The sequence below is a fragment of the Mesorhizobium sp. BE184 genome, assembly GCF_031457045.1.
In the GTDB taxonomy this organism is placed as follows: domain Bacteria; phylum Pseudomonadota; class Alphaproteobacteria; order Rhizobiales; family Rhizobiaceae; genus Mesorhizobium.
Genome location: NZ_JAVDVU010000001.1, coordinates 145,708 through 162,032, shown reverse-complemented (window position 1 = coordinate 162,032; position 16,325 = coordinate 145,708). Strand labels below are relative to the sequence as shown.

Annotated in this window: 17 protein-coding genes; 9 read left to right on the top strand and 8 right to left on the bottom strand. The window is 64.3% G+C overall.

Features of this window, described 5'->3' with window-relative positions; translation table 11 throughout:
* Window positions 1–19 precede the first annotated feature (19 nt).
* The 7 genes from cysK to hrcA form a co-directional block, all read right to left on the bottom strand.
* Window positions 20–1,000 (bottom strand): cysteine synthase A, encoded by a 981-nt coding sequence (cysK, locus tag J2X35_RS00745; protein ID WP_310180340.1) that lies wholly within the window; start codon window positions 998–1,000, stop codon window positions 20–22.
* Window positions 1,001–1,161: 161 nt separating this feature from the next.
* Window positions 1,162–1,779: a LysE family translocator gene (locus J2X35_RS00740; protein ID WP_310180339.1), complete on the bottom strand. Its 618-nt coding sequence runs from the start codon at window positions 1,777–1,779 to the stop codon at window positions 1,162–1,164.
* Between the two features lie 53 nt (window positions 1,780–1,832).
* Window positions 1,833–2,129 carry a hypothetical protein gene (locus J2X35_RS00735; protein ID WP_310180337.1) on the bottom strand — a complete coding sequence of 99 codons (297 nt, stop codon included), beginning with the start codon at window positions 2,127–2,129 and terminating at the stop codon, window positions 1,833–1,835.
* Window positions 2,130–2,407: 278 nt separating this feature from the next.
* Complete coding sequence (locus J2X35_RS00730; protein WP_310180336.1) at window positions 2,408–2,554, bottom strand: hypothetical protein; 147 nt, start codon at window positions 2,552–2,554, stop codon at window positions 2,408–2,410.
* 86 nt (window positions 2,555–2,640) lie between these two features.
* The gene (locus J2X35_RS00725) at window positions 2,641–3,978 is read right to left on the bottom strand and encodes a sorbosone dehydrogenase family protein (RefSeq protein ID WP_310180335.1); all 1,338 of its coding nucleotides are present in this window, start codon (window positions 3,976–3,978) and stop codon (window positions 2,641–2,643) included.
* Window positions 3,979–4,068: 90 nt separating this feature from the next.
* Window positions 4,069–4,254 (bottom strand): hypothetical protein, encoded by a 186-nt coding sequence (locus tag J2X35_RS00720; RefSeq protein WP_310180334.1) that lies wholly within the window; start codon window positions 4,252–4,254, stop codon window positions 4,069–4,071.
* Window positions 4,255–4,298: 44 nt separating this feature from the next.
* Complete coding sequence (gene hrcA, locus J2X35_RS00715) at window positions 4,299–5,384, bottom strand: heat-inducible transcriptional repressor HrcA (RefSeq protein WP_056107330.1); 1,086 nt, start codon at window positions 5,382–5,384, stop codon at window positions 4,299–4,301.
* A 127-nt stretch (window positions 5,385–5,511) separates the two neighbouring features.
* Here hrcA and rph point away from each other — a divergent pair, with 127 nt between their 5' ends.
* From rph to J2X35_RS00685, 6 genes are all read left to right on the top strand, one after another.
* Window positions 5,512–6,228, top strand: coding sequence for a ribonuclease PH (rph, locus tag J2X35_RS00710; RefSeq protein WP_056107327.1), 717 nt, complete (start codon window positions 5,512–5,514; stop codon window positions 6,226–6,228).
* Between the two features lie 9 nt (window positions 6,229–6,237).
* Entirely contained in the window at window positions 6,238–6,666 is a 429-nt protein-coding gene (locus J2X35_RS00705) for a VOC family protein (protein WP_310180329.1), read from the top strand.
* Window positions 6,666–7,313 (top strand): RdgB/HAM1 family non-canonical purine NTP pyrophosphatase, encoded by a 648-nt coding sequence (rdgB, locus tag J2X35_RS00700; protein ID WP_310180326.1) that lies wholly within the window; start codon window positions 6,666–6,668, stop codon window positions 7,311–7,313. The genes J2X35_RS00705 and rdgB overlap by 1 nt, the downstream gene beginning before the upstream one ends.
* Complete coding sequence (hemW, locus tag J2X35_RS00695) at window positions 7,313–8,470, top strand: radical SAM family heme chaperone HemW (protein ID WP_310180325.1); 1,158 nt, start codon at window positions 7,313–7,315, stop codon at window positions 8,468–8,470. The genes rdgB and hemW overlap by 1 nt, the downstream gene beginning before the upstream one ends.
* A 560-nt stretch (window positions 8,471–9,030) precedes the next feature.
* Window positions 9,031–9,906, top strand: a complete 876-nt coding sequence (rsmI, locus tag J2X35_RS00690; protein WP_310183667.1) for a 16S rRNA (cytidine(1402)-2'-O)-methyltransferase — start codon at window positions 9,031–9,033, stop codon at window positions 9,904–9,906.
* Window positions 9,899–10,276, top strand: a complete 378-nt coding sequence (locus J2X35_RS00685) for a YraN family protein (protein ID WP_056107309.1) — start codon at window positions 9,899–9,901, stop codon at window positions 10,274–10,276. The genes rsmI and J2X35_RS00685 overlap by 8 nt, the downstream gene beginning before the upstream one ends.
* A gap of 33 nt (window positions 10,277–10,309) precedes the next feature.
* On the opposite strand, the gene J2X35_RS00680 is transcribed toward J2X35_RS00685, so the two are convergent.
* A complete protein-coding gene (locus tag J2X35_RS00680) occupies window positions 10,310–11,677 on the bottom strand; it encodes a cytochrome P450 (RefSeq protein ID WP_310180322.1) in 1,368 nt (455 codons plus the stop codon).
* Between the two features lie 196 nt (window positions 11,678–11,873).
* Here J2X35_RS00680 and J2X35_RS00675 point away from each other — a divergent pair, with 196 nt between their 5' ends.
* From J2X35_RS00675 to J2X35_RS00665, 3 genes are all read left to right on the top strand, one after another.
* Window positions 11,874–12,443 (top strand): NADPH-dependent FMN reductase, encoded by a 570-nt coding sequence (locus tag J2X35_RS00675; protein ID WP_056107303.1) that lies wholly within the window; start codon window positions 11,874–11,876, stop codon window positions 12,441–12,443.
* 210 nt (window positions 12,444–12,653) lie between these two features.
* The gene (gene gyrB / locus J2X35_RS00670; RefSeq protein WP_310180318.1) at window positions 12,654–15,131 is read left to right on the top strand and encodes a DNA topoisomerase (ATP-hydrolyzing) subunit B; all 2,478 of its coding nucleotides are present in this window, start codon (window positions 12,654–12,656) and stop codon (window positions 15,129–15,131) included.
* Between the two features lie 224 nt (window positions 15,132–15,355).
* Window positions 15,356–16,279, top strand: a complete 924-nt coding sequence (locus tag J2X35_RS00665; RefSeq protein WP_310180315.1) for a hypothetical protein — start codon at window positions 15,356–15,358, stop codon at window positions 16,277–16,279.
* Window positions 16,280–16,325: the final 46 nt, after the last annotated feature.

The window sequence follows — 16,325 nt, the reverse complement described above, 5'->3', positions numbered from 1 at the left end:
TCGGACCCTGCGTGGGCGATCAGGCGCCCAGCCCGTCGAACAGAATAGTCGACAGATAGCGCTCAGCGAAGGACGGGATGACGACGACGAGATTCTTGCCAGCGTTCTCCGGCCGCGAACCGACAACGATCGCCGCCTGCAATGCGGCGCCGGACGAGATACCGACCGGGACGCCTTCCAAGCGCGCCACCAGCCGTGCGTTGGCCACCGAATCTTCGTTCGAAACCCGGACGACCTCATCGTAAATCGAGGTATCGAGGATTTTCGGCGCGAAGCCGGCGCCGAGGCCCTGGATCTTGTGCGGCCCCGGCTGGCCACCCGACAGCACGGCCGATGCTTCAGGTTCGACCGCCACGATCTGCACCGAAGGCTTGCGTTTTTTGAGAACCTGGCCGACGCCGGTGATGGTGCCGCCGGTGCCAATGCCGGCGACGAAGATGTCGATGCCGCCCTGCGTGTCGTTCCAGATTTCCTCCGCCGTGGTCGTGCGGTGGATTTCCGGGTTGGCCGGGTTCTCGAACTGCTGCGGGATGATTGCGTCCGGCAGGGTCTGGGCGAGTTCCTCGGCCTTTGCGATGGCGCCCTTCATGCCTTTCGGCCCTTCGGTGAGGACCAGTTCGGCGCCGAGCAGGACCAGCATCTTGCGGCGCTCGACCGACATGGTCTCGGGCATGGTGAGGATCAACTTGTAGCCCTTGGCGGCTGCGGCGAAGGCGAGCGCGATGCCGGTATTGCCGGAGGTCGGCTCGACCAGTGTGGTCTTGCCGGGGGTGATCTTGCCCTGGGCTTCAAGCGACTCGATCATCGCCACGCCGATGCGATCCTTCACCGAGGCGATCGGATTGAAGAATTCCAGCTTGGCGATCAGATTGGCGACGACGCCCTTCTCCTTGGCGAACTTGTCGAGCCGGACCAGCGGCGTGTCGCCGATGGTTTCGGTGATCGAATCGTAGATGCGGCCGCGGCCGGGTACGCGCGTGGAGGTGGTGGGCTTGTTCATTGTTCTTGCTCCCAGAGGACAGCGGCGGAAAGGCGTTTCCAGCTGACGAAGATAGGCTCTGCCCGGACGATATCCGAGTGGATGGCGTGCTTAAAACCCCAACTCACCGGAATAGGATTTCCTTTTTGTCGCCTTTTTTAGAATCTTTGTCGCGGTAAAAGCTAGTGGCGAGCCGCTATCGCCGCCGCCGCGCCCATCATGAATGTGCCGGCGGTGCGGTTCAATAATTTGAGCGCCCGCGGTGAGCGCAGGAACCAGCGCGCCTTCGCGGCGAGCGCGAGGTACGGCACCAGAACGACCAACAGCACGACGATGGTGAGCGCCACCAGAATACCATAGGTGGCGGGCGTGATCGTGCCGATATCGACAATGGTGGGCGTGATGGCGAGATAGAAGATCATCGTCTTGGGATTGCCGAGCGTGACGGCCAGTCCGGCGATGAAGGACGAAACCAGCCCGCCCTTGCCCTTGCGGGCCTCGACCGTCTCTGGCGTGATGCCGGCGGTCCAGAAGCGCCAGCCGAGCCAGGCGAGATAGGCGACGCCCAGCCATTTGACGATGAGGAAGACGATGCCGAACGTCTGCGCGAGGAAGGCCAGCCCAAGCACGACGGCGGTGAGATAGGTGAGATCGCCGACGACCAGGCCGAACGCCATGGCCAGTGACGAGCGGAAGCCGGAGCCGAGCGCGCGGGCAACGAGGGCGGTGACGCCGGGCCCCGGAATGGCGGCTGCGATGCCCAGCGCGGCGCAATAGGCGAGAAAACCGGCAAGAGTCATGGCTCGGTATCCAATTTGGCCTGTTCAATGACCAACCGCCTAGCGGCCGGCGGTCATGGGAGATACTCGCTTCGCACAAGGAGCGAAGCCGCAATCGCGAGTATATGCAGCACGACCACTGGAATAGCCCAAATCCTTTTGTAAGCAATCAAGGCACCGTAGATCGGGTATGGTGCCAGGGCGGCCACCACCAATGCGGAACCCGGTACAGCGGCGGTTGGCAATATAAGCATGAGCCAAGGAATCAAAATATGCGCGGGCAGGTAAATGCCATGACCGCCCGCCATAGCGCCGATCCCGACAAGCGCGGCAACCATGCCAATGACGACACCTGCGCCGATCCAGATCACAGACCGTTTTTGCCATGGGCAGGTTTGTCCTATGCAGCAATGACGGAGCGTCCCCAGTCCTTGTTCAAGCCAGCGTCTCATTAGACAAATTTACGCGAAAATTTCTATCCTGAATTGTCTGGCGACAAGCGAACGAGCGCCCACCAAAGTCGGGACGGGCGCGTTAATACTCTGTTAAGCACCGGAATTTGTTTTTCTTTTTGATGCCCATCAATTCGCGCCATTGGCCCGGAAGTTGCTCGTTCCAGCCTGAACAGCGGAAAAGGGCGGAAAGTGTCTCAGGTCGAGCCAGACAGGAAATGGACGTGGCGCGAGATCACGCGCCGCGTGTTGAAGCTTTGCGTTGCGTGGCTGGGTTTCTTGGCATGGCGCGTGGTGACGATCGGCGGGGATGTTTTGTCGCCAGCGCGGTTCAGGGAATCCATCAGGGCGCGATCCGAAGGACGCGCTGAACGCCGGGCGAACCAGATTCGCCGCCGCCGCCGAGGCCAACCCGATTGACGGCGTTCGTCTACGACCGCTTCTGATCGTAACTCACCCGCCAGATCGTGCCCGATCCATCCTCGGTCACGATCAGCGATCCATCCCTGGCGACGGCGACGCCGACCGGCCGGCCCCAGACCTCGGCGTCCGAAAGCACGAAGCCGGTCATGAAATCCTCGTACTCGCCGGTCGGCTTGCCGTCCTCGAACCTCAGCCGCACGACCTTGTAGCCGGTGCGGGCGCCGCGGTTCCACGAACCGTGCAGCGTCACGAAGGCATCGCCCTTGTAGGCGGCGGGGAACTGGTCGCCCTGATAGAAGGCAATGTTCAGCGGCGCGGAATGCGCCTGCATCAGCACATCGGGCGCCGTCACCTTGCCGGCGAGGTCGGGACGCGCCCCGGCGTGGCGCGGGTCTTCATTGGCGCCGATATAGTACCAGGGCCAGCCGTAGAAGGCGCCCTCCTTGACCGTCGTGGCGTATTCAAACGGCACATTGTCTCCCAACTGGTCACGCTCGTTGACGACGCACCAGAGCGCCTGGGTGGCAGGCTGCACGGCCATGCCGGAGCAATTGCGCAGACCGGTGGCGACGACACGCCGGTTCTTGCCGTCCGCGTCGAAGGCGAGCACATTGGCGCGGCCTTCCTCCTCGCCCCAGGCATAGCCGAGCGGTTGCGACCCCGCCCAGGCCTCGATGCCGCCTTCCGGCGCTTTGCCCATGTCCTGGCCGACATTGGACTGCGAACCGACCGAAACGTAGAGGGTCTTGCCATCGGCGGAGAAGGCGATGTCGCGCGTCCAGTGGCCGCCGGAGGGAATGTCCGAGACGACCGTCTCGGCTTCGCCCTTCGCCTGCATGTCGCCTTCCTTGTACGGGTAGCGCACGACGCGATCAGGGCTGGCGACATAGACCCATTGCGGCTTGTCGGCCGGATGGAAGGCGATGCCGTAGGGTTGCGAGAGACCCTCGGCAAAAACGCCGTCCCCGGTTGGTTTTCCATCTTCGCCGAGGCGATAGACCAGCAACCGCCCGGCGCGGGAATCGGCAACGAAGAGATCGCCATTCGGCGCGGTGCGCACGACGCGCGGGCTGCGCAGGCCGGACGCGATGATCTCGGCGGTGAAACCTCGCGGCAGATCCGGCCTGGCACCGGCTGGCATGCGGGCGCGGTCGGCGCTGTTCGACGATGCTTCCGACGGTGAGGCCCTTTGGAGATCGTCCGCGGCGATCAGCCTGCGGACGCCCGGTTTGTCAGCCTTCCAGTCGCCGAACGCCGCTTCGCCCTTCAGGACAGGCGGTTCCTGCGCCGATGCGCCCGCGAGCATTGCGATGAAGGATATGGCCGTGAGCCCGGCAAGCTTCATGAAGTCACCTTCCTGTGGTCGATACCAAGGCAGAACGGTATCGATATGGACGCGTTCCGCGACACACAAGGATGTGATGGCCTGGTGAAATCAGCCCAGTTCGGCGTCGAGGCGTTTTTCCAGCTCGACCAGATCGGCCGGCAGCGGCATGCCCATGGCGCGCAGTTCATTGAGCTTCTCGCGCACCTGTTCGCGGATTTCCTGCGCGTCCTGCGGCTGGTTCACCATCTCCGCAAGCAAGATGTCGATTTCGGCCTTGAGGGATTCGAACGCCATGGGTTTCTCCGATCTGCCGTGTCGAAGCGCCACGGCGCGCATGGTCAACGCAGCATGCGCGAGATCAGTTGCGCGGTGTAGTCCACCATCGGCACGATGCGGGCATAATTCAGCCGCGTCGGACCGATGACGCCCAGCGCGCCAATGACACGGGCGTCCTTGTCACGATAGGGCGCAACCACCAGCGACGACCCCGAAAGCGAAAACAGCTTGTTTTCCGAACCGATGAAGATGCGCACGCCGGAACCCTGCTCGGCAAGGTCGAGCAACTGGATCAGGCCGTCCTGCGTCTCCATGTCCTCGAACAGGTGCCGCAGCAGTTCGATGTCAGCCTGGGCGGTGACGTTTTCAAGCAGATTGGCGCGGCCGCGCACGATGAGGCGCGCCGGCAGACCGCTGTCGGCACCGGCCCAGACAGCGAGACCCTTTTCGACCAGTTCCTGCGACAGCGTGTCGAGCGCGGCGCGGGTCTCGTCGTTGAGGCGGGCGATCTCGGCCCGCGCCTCGGACAGCGTGCGGCCGCGTATATGGGCGTTGAGGAAATTCGACGCCTCGTGAAGCTGGGAGACGGTGGTCCCGGCCGGAAGATCGACAACCCGGTTTTCGACATCGCCCGCCTGCGAGACCAGCACGGCCAGCGCCTTGTGCGGCTCGAGCTGGATGAATTCGATGTGCTTGAGCGACACTTCGTTCTTCGTCGTCAGCACCAGACCGGCGCCGCGCGACATGCCCGACAGCATCTGGCTCGCCTCGGTCAGCATATGCTCCAGGGTGGCGCCCTCGCCCGACGCCTTCATCTGCGCCTCGATGGAACGGCGTTCGCTGTCGGTCAGGTCGCCGAGTTCCATGAAGGCATCGACGAAAAAGCGCAGCCCGGCCTGGGTTGGCAGGCGACCGGCGGAGACATGCGGAGCATAGACCAGCCCAAGATGCTCGAGATCGCTCATCACATTGCGGATGGTGGCCGGCGACAGCGACGACGGCAGGATACGCGACAGCGAGCGCGAGCCGACCGGCTCGCCGTCGCGCAGATAGGAATCGACGATGCGCCGGAAAATATCGCGCGAGCGCATGTCGAGCGAATGAAGTGCGGGCGACTGCAGGGTTGGATCGGCGATCGGTTTCGTCATCGGTCTCGGAACTCCGGGCTAAAGGATATAGACTTGGGAGCAGCCTGCGCAAGCAGGGCGTTTTCCTTTGCGCCGGGCCTGCCATGCGTCTAAAACCCCGCGACGAATCCGAAAAAGAAAGAAGCTCATGCGCCCCTCCAAACGCCAGAACGACGAAATGCGCGCCATCTCCTTCGAGCGCGGCGTCTCCAAGCACGCGGAGGGCTCCTGCCTTGTCAAGTTCGGCGATACGCATGTGCTGTGCACTGCGAGCCTCGAGGAAAAGGTACCGGGCTGGATGCGCAATTCCGGCAAGGGCTGGGTGACGGCCGAATACGGCATGCTGCCGCGCTCGACCGGCGACCGCATGCGCCGCGAGGCTTCCGCCGGCAAGCAGGGCGGGCGCACGCTGGAAATCCAGCGGCTGATCGGCCGCTCGCTGCGCGCCGTGGTCGATCTTCAGGCGCTCGGCGAACAGCAGATCACCGTCGACTGCGATGTCATCCAGGCCGATGGCGGCACCCGCACCGCATCCATCACCGGCGGCTGGGTAGCGCTCTACGACTGCCTGCGCTGGATGGAGGCGCGGCAGATGGCCAGCGTATCCAAGGTGCTGAAGGACCATGTGGCGGCAATCTCCTGCGGCATCCACAATGGCGAACCGGTCATCGACCTCGACTATCTGGAGGATTCGTCCGCCGGCACCGACGCCAATTTCGTCATGACCGGCAAGGGCGGCATCGTCGAAATCCAGGGTACGGCCGAGGGCGAGCCGTTCTCCGAAGAGCAGTTCGCGGCACTGATGGGGTTGGCCAAGAAGGGCATCGCGCGGCTGGTCAGCCTGCAGCAGGTCGCGGTGGGGTAGCGGGAAGCGATGCGGCCCTCCGCGATTCTCGAATCCGCCCTCTACGTTACCGATCTGGCGGCGGCCGAAAGGTTTTACCGCGAGGTTCTGGGACTGGAGCAGATCGCCAGGGCGGAAGACCGGCATGTCTTCTTCCAGTGCGGACGGGGCGTGCTTCTGCTGTTCAACGCCGAGGCGACGCGCCAGCAGCCCGAACCCGGCGCCAAGCTTCCGGTGCCGCCGCACGGGACGGCTGGACAAGGCCATCTGTGCTTTTCGGCGACGGCGGATGAAATCGAGCGCTGGAAGGCGCATCTGACGGAGGGGGGCGTGGCCGTCGAAGCTGACTTCCATTGGCCGGCCAAGCCGGGTCAGGCAAAGGGTGGACGCTCGATCTATTTCCGCGACCCGTCCGGCAACTCGCTGGAATTCGCCGAACCGAAAATCTGGGGCCTGTGATGGATTTGCTCGCTGACAAGAAGATCGTCGTCGCCAGCCACAATGCAGGCAAGCTGCGTGAGTTTGCCGATCTCATGGGGCCTTTCGGCTTCGAAGCCAAATCGGCCAAGGAATACGGCCTGCCGGAGCCTGACGAGACCGGCACGACCTTCGAGGAGAACGCCTACATCAAGGCTTTCGCGGCGGCGCAGGCGACCGGCTTGCCGGCAATGTCGGACGATTCCGGCCTCTGCGTCGACGCGCTGCACGGCGCGCCGGGCGTCTACACCGCCAACTGGGCCGAGAAACCGGAGGGCGGCCGCGATTTCGGCATGGCGATGCAGCGCACGGAAGTGGCCTTGCAGGAGGTCGGCGCCATGGAACCGGCGCAGCGCACCGGGCGCTTCGTCGCCGTCATCTGCCTCGCCTTCCCGGACGGCCAGGCGGAATATTATCGCGGCGAGGCCGAAGGCACGCTGGTGTGGCCGCCGCGTGGCGATCTCGGCTTCGGCTACGACCCGGTGTTCCTGCCGAACGGCCATGACAAGACCTTCGGCGAGATGAGCGCCGAGGAAAAGCACGGCTGGAAGCCGGGCCAGGCGACGGCGCTGTCGCACCGGGCGCGTGCGTTCCAGAAATTCGCCGAGGCGCGGCTGGGTTCGAAATAATGCTTCTCGACCGGACCCCCGGCTTCGGCATCTATGTTCACTGGCCGTTCTGCGCGGCAAAATGCCCGTATTGCGACTTCAACAGCCATGTGCGGCACCAGCCGGTGGACCAGGAGCGCTTCGCCCATGCCTTCGCCGCCGAACTGGCGACGATGCGCCAGCGCACCGGCCCGCGCGACGTGACATCGATCTTCCTCGGCGGCGGCACGCCCTCGCTGATGAAGCCGGAAACGGTGGGCGCGGTGCTCGATGCGATTGCGGCGAACTGGACGGTGCCGGAGGGCATCGAGGTGACGCTTGAAGCCAATCCTTCCTCGGTCGAAGCGGAGCGCTTTCGCGGCTACCGCGCCGCGGGCGTCAACCGCGTCTCGCTCGGCGTGCAGGCGCTCAACGACCGCGACCTGAAATTCCTTGGCCGGCTGCACAATGTTTCCGAGGCGCTGCATGCCATCGGGCTGGCGCGCGAGATCTTCCCGCGCCTGTCCTTCGACCTGATCTATGCCCGCCCCGGCCAGATGCCGGAGGCGTGGGAGGCCGAACTGGAAGAGGCCATCGGCCACGCCGCCGACCATCTGTCGCTCTATCAGCTGACCATCGAGGAAGGCACGCCCTTCCATGCGCTGCACGCGGCGAAGAAATTCCAGATACCGGACAATGACCGCGCCGCCGATCTCTATGCGCTGACGCAGGAGGTCACCGCCGCGCGCGGTCTGCCCGCCTACGAGATCTCGAACCATGCCCGGCCCGGCGCCGAGAGCCGCCACAACCTGACGTATTGGCGCTATGGCGAGTATGTCGGCATCGGTCCCGGCGCGCATGGCCGCTTCGTCGAGAACGGCCGGCGCATCGTGACAATCGCCGAGAAAGTGCCGGAGAGCTGGCTGACCCTGGTCGAGACGCGCGGGCATGGCGTGACGGACGGCGAGGTGCTGACGCGCGCCGACGAGGCGGACGAGTTCCTGCTGATGGGGCTTCGGCTGGCCGAGGGCATCGACCTGACACGATACGAGCACTATGCGGGGCGTGGGCTTTCCTCCCGGCACATGTCGATCCTGCAGGAAGAAGGGCTGATCGCGCCAATCGGCAATTCGCGCCTGCGGGCGACACCGGCCGGCATGATCGTGCTGGATGCAGTGGTGGCCGATCTGGCGCGATAGAAAACTAGCGTCGGTTTCGGCTTTGGCGTTTAGGACCGCGTTTGCTGCGCGCCGCCGTGAATGGCGCTGTCCGTCGCGGCGTCCTTCCTTCCCGGCTGCACCGGCTGCCTGCCAACCTTGCGGCCGCCGGAGCCGCTTTCGTCATCTCGTCCGCCCGGCGGGCGTTTCGCCGCGGGCACCGCCAGACGGGATATACAGACGTCGAAACGGTTGGGCATCCGCTGCTCAGCCCTTCCGATGGGCCTCTGCGTCGGTGCGATGCCGCTTCCTGGCCCGCATCCGGTCAAGCGCGGATTTCTGTACGCGCATTGCCGGGAGAGGCTTTGCCTCTGCTTGCGACTTCTCTGGCCCGGCGGAACGGCAGCCGGCATAATACGGTTCGAAAACGTCCTGTATGACAAGGCTGCCCATGGTCTTCCTCCCGGATGGCCGAGCTAAACCGGCGACCGGTGCTTTTGTTCCTGAGGTTGCGATCACATCTTGGCGGTTTTGCAACGCGGGGCATTCCATGCGACAGAACCGTCATGGAGGCGCGGGTGGGCAGCGACAGGCGAAGCTATATGATCGGCCAGAACGAGATGACGGCGCGGCCGCTGGAAGCCGCGCTGTACCTCGTCGCAACGCCGATCGGCAATCTGGGCGACATCACCCTGCGGGCGCTGGAAACGCTGGCCGCCGTCGACATATTGGCGTGCGAGGACACGCGGGTCTCGCGCGTGCTGCTGGAGCGCTACGGCGTTCGCCGCCGCACCTTGGCCTATCATGAGCACAATGCGGCGGAGGCAGGACCCAAGCTGATCGCCGCGCTGGAAAGCGGGCAGAGCGTGGCGCTCATCTCGGACGCCGGCACGCCGCTGGTCTCCGACCCGGGCTACCGACTCGTCGGCGAAGCGGCGGAGCGCGGCATCAAGGTGGTGCCGATACCCGGTGCATCGGCGGTGCTGGCGGCGCTGACCGCTTCCGGCCTGCCTTCCGATACGTTTCTGTTCGCCGGCTTCCTGCCGACCAGAACCGGACAGCGGGAAACCCGGCTCCAGGCGCTCAAGGCGGTGCCGGCGACGCTGATCTTCTTCGAATCGCCGCGTCGGCTGGCCGAGACGCTGGACGCCATGGCCGAAACGCTGGGCGGCGACCGCGACGCCGCTGTCGGCCGCGAACTGACCAAGGCTTTCGAGGAGGTGCGCCGGGGCACGCTGGCCGGACTTGCCGCGCACTACGCGGACGCGGAGACGCCGAAGGGCGAGATCGTCATCTGTGTCGGCCCCGCTGCCGCAAAGGCCGACGAACCGGCCGACATCGACCGTCTGCTGCTTTCGCTGGCGGCCGAGATGCCTGCGTCCAAGGCCGCGTCGGAGGCGGCGAAAATGACCGGCGGGCAGAAGCAGGCTCTTTACAGGCGGCTGCTGGAATTGCGGGACGCGGCCGGCGATGGCTGATGCCTTTACCCGCCAGCGGCGAAAATCCTACCGGCGCGGGCATCGCAGCGAATGGCTGGCGGCGGCGGCGTTGATGCTGAAGGGCTATCGCATCCTCGCGCGGCGCCATCGGACGAAACTTGGCGAAATCGACCTCATCGCCCGGCGTGGCGACCTCGTGCTGATCGTGGAAGTGAAAGCACGGCGCACGTTGCTTGAAGCGATGGAAGCACTGGCGCGCTCGTCCGAAAAGCGGATCGAAGGCGCGGCCGATCTGTGGCTAGCGCGCCAGCCGGATTATGGGCGGCTTTCGGTGCGCTTCGACATGGTGGCGGTGCTGCCGTGGCGCTGGCCGGTGCATGTAGAAAACGTCTTTCAGGGCAGGACCTGAAGCCGCCTCTCGCCCGGTCTCATCTGTAGCGGATTATCTCTTCGTCACTTGCATCGGTATTCCGCCCTGGGGCTGCGTTGTCAGCTTCTGCACCGGCCAGGGTTTTGTTTCGGCGGTCGTATCGAAGCGGAAGCGCGACAGCATGGTCGCCAACGCGATGACCGCTTCCTGCATGGCGAAGGACGCGCCGATGCAGACACGCGGTCCGGCGCCGAAGGGCAGGTACTGGTAGCGGTCAATCTTGTCGCGGTTGCCGGGATGGAAGCGCTCCGGCATGAACGCATCGGGCTGGTCCCAGAGTTTGCGATGGCGGTGGACCGTCCACGGCATGATGAGGACGGCCGCGCCCCGGGCGATGTAAAGGTCCTTGTAGGTTTCCGGCTCGATCGGCTCGCGATTGATCGACGGCGCCGGCGGGTAGAGCCGCATCGCCTCCTCGAAGGCCGCGCGCGTGAACGGCATGGCGTCCAGCCATTTGGTCGAATCCGGCTCGCGCGCCAGCACCGCATCGATCTCCTTTTCGATCCGCTCGCGCTCCCACGGCGCTTCGGCAAGGCAATAGAGGGTCCAGCCGAGGGCTCGGGCTGTGGTTTCGTGGCCCGCGCCGATGAAGGTGATGATGTTGTCCTCGACCTCGGCGCGGCTCAGGCCCTCGGGGCCTTCGGCCTTCAGCAGAAGAGTGAGGAAATCCTGCGGCGCGCTGTCGGGATCGCGCCTGATCTTTTCCTCGCGCATCGTCACCGTGTCGGTGACGATCTTGCGGAAATACGCCATCGTCTTGCGCCCGCGAATATGCGTCAGGCGCGGCAGCCAGTCCGGCGCGCGCATCAGGTCCAGGGGATCGGCGCGGCCCATGGTGGCGAACAGGCGGTCGAGCTCCCTGGCGAAATCGCCCGGATCGCCCGCTATCTCGCCGGAAAAAAGTGTTTCCGCCAGGATGTCGTAGGTCAGCAACGTCATATCGTGAGCGAGATCGGTGTGACTGACCGTTTCGTAGCGATCGACGAAGGCGCGCGTGCGCCTTAGCATCGGCTCGGCGAAGCCGAAAATATTGCGTGGCGTGAACACCGGCGCCATGACCTTGCGCGAGCGCTTCCACACATCGCCCTCGGCCGTCAGCAGCCCATCGCGCAGGATCGGGCGCAAGGTGCGCTGGCGGATGTCCTGCATCCTGTAGTTCTTGACGTTGTCCAGCAGCACATGGCGGATCAGGCCGGGATCGTTGACGATGACGATGGGGCCGCGGATGCCTTTTCCGGAAATCCACGGCTCGTTGTAGGAGGGTTCTGCCCACAGTTCGAGCGGATTGCGCTTGACGATGCGAAACATCTCCAGCGTCGTCGGCGGCTTCGTGCGCGGCTTCGGCGCCGGCGGCACAAACGGTCGTACCAGTGTGTCCATACTTTCCTCCCAGCGGCGCAGCTTATAGGCGGCTTATTTAGCCGTCCATAATATATGGGCACGGATTGAGTGACCGTGCACGGAGACCAGTACGTTCTCCGGAAGTTCCGGTTTCCTCGACGTGCCTTCTTGCCGCAGCCAGACCCATAACCTAACTCGGTTCCTATTGGATACTTAGATACCACAGGAGCCTTTCTTGAAGCATCGTCTCAACATCATTGTCGGCAGCACGCGCCCCGGCCGGGTCGGCCCGGTTTTTGCCGAATGGCTGGATGTCTACGCGCGCGAGCACGGCAAATTCGAGCCGGTGGTGACCGACATCGCCACCTTCGACCTGCCGGTTCTGGACGAACCGCACCATCCTCGCCTGCAGAAATACGAGAAGGATCACACCCGGGCCTGGGCAAAGACCATCAACGAGGCGGATGCCTTCGTCTTCGTGACGCCGGAATACAACTACTTCGCGCCGCCGGCGATCGTGAACGCGGTCGATTACCTGGCGAAAGAGTGGAACTACAAACCCGCCGGCCTCTTCAGCTATGGCGGGCTGTCCGGCGGCCTGCGCGCCGCGCAGTCGCTGAAGCCGTTGCTGACTACGGTCAAGATCATGCCGATTCCCGAAGGTGTGGCGCTGCCGATGTTCAGCTCCCACATCGACGAGAACGGCGAGTTCAGGCCCAACGAACTGGTCACATCGAGCGCTGCCGCCATGCTCGACGAGCTTCATCGCTGGAGCGAGGCGCTGAAGCCGATGCGGGCCGGCTGATCCGCCTCTTTCCCGATCCCGGCACCCAGATAGATGCCGCGGGGCGCCAGCAGCAGCCCCGCGCGGTTTCGACGTGCCGGGACAACGCCGCTAAATCTGCCTGAAACCTTTAAAAACCGCCGTGGAGAGCCTATATTCCAAGGACTCTCAGGCGTTCGATTCGCTGTGCATTCCGAGCGCCTCTTTTCGTCACATTAATGAAAGCATTGCATGAGCGACGAGACCGAAAACGGCAACGGCAACGGCGCCGAGTACGGCGCTGATTCCATCAAGGTTTTGAAGGGGTTGGATGCCGTCCGCAAGCGTCCGGGCATGTATATTGGCGACACCGACGACGGCTCCGGCCTGCACCACATGGTCTATGAGGTGGTGGACAACTCCATCGACGAGGCGTTGGCCGGCCATGCCGATCTGGTGACGGTGACGCTCAACGCCGACGGTTCATGCACGGTCATCGACAATGGCCGCGGAATTCCGACCGACATCCACACGGGCGAAGGCATTTCGGCCGCCGAAGTCATCATGACGCAGCTCCATGCCGGCGGCAAATTCGACCAGAACTCCTACAAGGTCTCGGGCGGCCTGCACGGGGTCGGTGTTTCTGTGGTCAATGCGCTGTCGGTCTGGCTGAAGATCAAAATCCGGCGTGACGGCAAGATCCACGAGATGAGCTTCACCAATGGCGATGCGGATGCGCCGCTGAAGGTCACGGGCTCCTACACGCCAGACTTGCAGCCGGGCGTTTACGAGGGACGCAACGGCTCGGAAATCACCTTCCTGCCCTCCTCGGAAACCTTCAAGGGCGTGACCGAATTCGACTACGGCACGCTTGAGCACCGGCTGCGCGAACTGGCCTTCCTGAACTCCGGGGTGCGCATCGTGCTGACCGACAAGCGCCATGCCGACATCAAGACGCAGGAACTGCACTACGAGGGCGGACTGGACGAATTCGTCAAATATCTCGACCGCGCCAAGAAGCCGCTGATCGAGGCTCCGATCTCCATCAGCAGCGAGCGCGATGGGATCACCGTCGAAGTCTCGATGTGGTGGAACGACAGCTACCATGAGAACGTGCTGGCCTTCACCAACAACATCCCCCAGCGCGACGGCGGCACCCATCTGGCCGGCTTCCGCGGCGCGCTGACGCGCCAGGTGACGGGCTATGCGGAAGCCTCCGGCATTTCCAAGAAGGAAAAGGTGACCATCGCCGCCGACGATACGCGCGAAGGCCTGACGGCTGTGCTGTCGGTAAAGGTTCCAGACCCCAAATTCTCCTCGCAGACCAAGGACAAGCTGGTTTCCTCGGAAGTGCGGCCGGTTGTCGAAAGCCTCGTCAACGAGGCGCTCGGCACATGGCTGGAAGAACATCCCGCCGAAGCGCGCACGCTGATTGGCAAGGTGGTGGAAGCCGCCGCCGCCCGCGAAGCGGCGCGCAAGGCCCGCGAACTGACGCGGCGCAAGGGCGTTCTCGACATCACCTCCCTACCCGGCAAGCTGGCCGACTGCCAGGAACGCGATCCGGCGAAATCCGAAATCTTCATCGTCGAGGGCGATTCGGCCGGCGGCTCGGCCAAGGGTGGCCGCTCGCGGCAGAACCAGGCGATCCTGCCGCTGCGCGGCAAGATCCTGAACGTTGAACGGGCGCGTTTCGACCGTATGCTGGGCTCCGACATGATCGGAACGCTGATCACCGCGCTCGGCACCTCGATCGGCAAGGACGAGTTCAACGCCGACAAGCTGCGCTATCACAAGATCATCATCATGACCGACGCCGACGTCGACGGCGCCCACATCCGCACGCTGCTCCTGACTTTCTTCTTCCGGCAGATGCCGGAGCTGATCGAGCGCGGCCATCTCTATATTGCCCAGCCGCCGCTCTACAAGGTGAGCCGCGGCAAGAGCTCGCAATACATCAAGGACGAAGGCGCCTTCGAGGAATATCTGATCGATTCCGGGCTCGACGAGGCGTCGCTGACGCTGGGTTCGGGCGAAGTGCGCATGGGCAACGATTTGCGCGGCGCGGTCGAGGACGCACTGGCCGCGCGCCAGCTCATCAACGGTCTGCACACGCGCTACAGCCGCACCGTGGTCGAGCAGGCGGCGATCGCAGGCGGGCTCAACCCCGACATTTTCAACGATCTCGGCCGCGCCGACGCGATGGCCGAGAGGATCGCGCAGCGCCTCGATATCATCGCCGAGGACACGGAGCGTGGTTGGACCGGCCGCACCTCGACCTCGAACGAAGGTCCTGGCGGCTATGTGTTCGAACGGACCGTGCGCGGCGTCAAGGAATACGCGCATCTCGACATGGGGCTGATCAACTCCGCCGACGCGCGCGCGCTCGACCGTTATGCGCAGCGGCTGGGGGAAGTCTATGGGACGCCCCCTGTGTTGCGCCGCAAGGAAGTCTCGGAGACCATCTCGGGGCCGCTGGCGCTGCTTAATGCCGTGTTCGCGACCGGCCGCAAGGGCCTGACCATGCAGCGCTACAAGGGTCTTGGCGAAATGAACGCCGAGCAGCTGTGGGAAACCACGCTCGATCCGAACGTGCGCTCATTGCTGCAGGTGAAGGTCAACGACGCCACCGACGCCGACTCGCTGTTCTCGCGGCTGATGGGCGACGAGGTTGAGCCGCGCCGCGAATTCATCCAGGAAAACGCGCTTTCCGTAGCTAATCTGGATATCTGACGACCGTTGCCTCGAACGGCTGGCGCTTCGGAAGCCCGCCGTTCGTGCACTCGCTCACGAATTGTTGAGCAGGCCGGGAACGGAAACCTCCGCGAGGCATTGTGACGCTGTCTCACAATTGCCCAGAGGAGGTTTTCATGGGTCGCGGTATTTTACTCTGGTTTCTCGGCATTCCGATTCCGATCATCATTCTGATCCTGCTGTTCTGGCGTTAGGAGGACAGCATGACATCGACCGTTTCATCAGTTGGCACCGTTTCCGCGGTGCCACAGGAATCTTCCCATTCCGCCATCAGCTGGGGAGCGGTCCTTGCCGGCGCTTTTGCGGCATCGACGCTGACGCTCATCCTCATGCTGCTGGGCTCGGGTCTGGGCCTCAGCATGGCATCGCCATGGTCGGGCGATGGCGCTGGGCTGACGACCTTCGCTGTTTCGACGGCGATCTGGCTGATCATCGTGCAATGGCTCTCGGCCGGCGTCGGCGGCTATCTGGCCGGGCGGCTGCGGACCAAATGGGTCAACGTTCATACCGACGAAGTGTATTTCCGCGACACGGCGCACGGCTTCCTTGCATGGGCAGTCGCGACGCTTCTGGTGGCAGGGCTGCTGACTTCGGCTGTGTCCTCCATTGTCGGCAGCGGTGTGCAGGCGGCGGCAACGGTAGCCTCCGGCGCAACGGCCGCGGCGACGACCGGCGCAACGGCGGCGGCTGACAATCCGACCGTAAGCAGCGCCACATCCTATTTCGTGGATTCGCTGTTCCGGCCGGCCGATGCCGCCCGGCTTTCGGCTCCGGGCGCTGAAGGCGATGCCGCGGCGGCTGCCCAGGCGACGCGCATTCTTGCTGAAAGCGCTGCCGCGGGCGAGATGGCTCCGGAAGACAAGACCTATCTGGCCCAGTTGGTCGCCGCCCGGACGGGCATCTCCGAAGCCGACGCAACGGCCCGCGTCGACGCCATGCTGGCACGGGCCGAGGAAGCGAAGGCGAAGGCCATCGAGGCTGCCGAAACCGCCCGCAAGGCCGGTGCGAGCTTCGCCCTGTTCGGCGCGCTTTCGCTGCTGATCGGCGCTTTCATAGCCGCTGCCGCCGCCGCATTGGCCGGCAGCCAGCGCGGCGAGGATGACGCTGTCGCCCTTCAGGTGCGCTGACCAACCGTCGGAGGGTTTGTCCGATCCAAACAAAAAAGCCCGGCCT

Bases quoted from the DNA above. Each gene is read 5' to 3' on its own strand.
- cysK (WP_310180340.1), bottom strand. From the start codon at position 1,000: ATGAACAAGCCCACCACCTCCACGCGCGTACCCGGCCGCGGCCGCATC.
- J2X35_RS00740 (WP_310180339.1), bottom strand. From the start codon at position 1,779: ATGACTCTTGCCGGTTTTCTCGCCTATTGCGCCGCGCTGGGCATCGCA.
- J2X35_RS00730 (WP_310180336.1), bottom strand. From the start codon at position 2,554: ATGGATTCCCTGAACCGCGCTGGCGACAAAACATCCCCGCCGATCGTC.
- J2X35_RS00725 (WP_310180335.1), bottom strand. From the start codon at position 3,978: ATGAAGCTTGCCGGGCTCACGGCCATATCCTTCATCGCAATGCTCGCG.
- J2X35_RS00720 (WP_310180334.1), bottom strand. From the start codon at position 4,254: ATGGCGTTCGAATCCCTCAAGGCCGAAATCGACATCTTGCTTGCGGAG.
- hrcA (WP_056107330.1), bottom strand. From the start codon at position 5,384: ATGACGAAACCGATCGCCGATCCAACCCTGCAGTCGCCCGCACTTCAT.
- rph (WP_056107327.1), top strand. From the start codon at position 5,512: ATGCGCCCCTCCAAACGCCAGAACGACGAAATGCGCGCCATCTCCTTC.
- J2X35_RS00705 (WP_310180329.1), top strand. From the start codon at position 6,238: ATGCGGCCCTCCGCGATTCTCGAATCCGCCCTCTACGTTACCGATCTG.
- rdgB (WP_310180326.1), top strand. From the start codon at position 6,666: ATGGATTTGCTCGCTGACAAGAAGATCGTCGTCGCCAGCCACAATGCA.
- hemW (WP_310180325.1), top strand. From the start codon at position 7,313: ATGCTTCTCGACCGGACCCCCGGCTTCGGCATCTATGTTCACTGGCCG.
- rsmI (WP_310183667.1), top strand. From the start codon at position 9,031: ATGATCGGCCAGAACGAGATGACGGCGCGGCCGCTGGAAGCCGCGCTG.
- J2X35_RS00685 (WP_056107309.1), top strand. From the start codon at position 9,899: ATGGCTGATGCCTTTACCCGCCAGCGGCGAAAATCCTACCGGCGCGGG.
- J2X35_RS00680 (WP_310180322.1), bottom strand. From the start codon at position 11,677: ATGGACACACTGGTACGACCGTTTGTGCCGCCGGCGCCGAAGCCGCGC.
- gyrB (WP_310180318.1), top strand. From the start codon at position 12,654: ATGAGCGACGAGACCGAAAACGGCAACGGCAACGGCGCCGAGTACGGC.
- J2X35_RS00665 (WP_310180315.1), top strand. From the start codon at position 15,356: ATGACATCGACCGTTTCATCAGTTGGCACCGTTTCCGCGGTGCCACAG.